Below are 1,110 nucleotides of genomic sequence, written 5' to 3' on the forward strand. Positions count from 1 at the left end.
AGCGTCAACGGCGGAATCCTCGGTCCAGGTCGCGTCACACCCGACCAACGACGAATCTCCGACTCAGGACACTAGCAGCTCAGCGCCCTGCGGACCGTCCCCGGTCCCGTCCCGGTCCGCAACGGACGGACCGGAGCGCGCGGATGCGGACGGCAGCGGGGACCGGTCCGCGCCCTCCGGACGGCGGTCCGCGCAACGCGTAGCTCGGTCCGCTGGCCGTGGGACGGGCGAGCGCTCGCCTCGCGGACCGGTCCGCGGCTCGGACACCGGTCCGCTCTCGCGGTCCGCCGGATCGCCGGGGCGGTACGGGACCGCTGCGGGCGGCCGGTCGGTCGCCGGAGGCGGTGCGGGGGCGCCCTGGGGCGTCGTAGGCTGAGTCACGGAAACTCCTCACCCAGTCGGCATTCGGGGCGGCAACCCCGGCCGGTCCGGTTGTGATCGTTCAGGGATGGGCGGTCGTGAGGTTTCTGCCTGAGCCCCCGGTGTTCGCAGCGCCGGGGGCTTTTCGCATGTCGGCGGTGGTCGGCGTCCCACCATGCCACATTCTCTGCGTCACGCAGGGGTTCAGTGCGAACCGCAGAATCGTGCTACAGTCGCACCCCGCCCTGCCCTAGGCAGGGGCCCGCTACCTGAGGAAGGAGGTTGTCTGATGGGCGACGCGGCAGGCGATGAGCCGTCGCCACTCAGCGGCGAGGAGAACCTCGCCGTCCGGATCAAGCTGGAGCGCGAGGCTCGCGGCTGGGGCACCAACACCCTCTCCGACCGTCTGAACGCGGCCGGCTACGAGATCAACCCGTCCGCGGTGTGGCGCATCGAGAACCGCAAGCGGCGCGTCAACCTCGACGAGGCGATCGGCTTCGCCGAGGTCCTCGGCATCTCCCTGGAGAACCTCGTCGGCCCACCAGGGCTGGCCGCCCACGCCCGCGCCATGGAGCTGGTCGAGGACATCCGCCGCAAGTACCGCCAGGTCCACCTGGCGAGCCTCGCCCTCACCCAGGCCCGGGACGCACTGGACGCCTACCTCGCGGATCACCCCGGCATCCGCCAAGAGGCCGACGCGGCCGTCTCCCACGCCATCGCCAAGGAGATCTCCCACCTCCCGCCTCCCGC

The 1,110-nt window shown here is 71.8% G+C and carries 1 protein-coding gene; it reads left to right on the forward strand.

The features are described from left to right. Window positions 1–649: 649 nt before the first annotated feature. On the forward strand, window positions 650–1,110 hold a 461-nt coding region (locus ACSNOC_RS27775; RefSeq protein WP_436750335.1), incomplete at its 3' end, for a helix-turn-helix transcriptional regulator.

Origin of the sequence: Streptomyces sp. URMC 129 (assembly GCF_051386415.1) — a bacterium.
Taxonomy (GTDB): Bacteria; Actinomycetota; Actinomycetes; order Streptomycetales; family Streptomycetaceae; genus Streptomyces.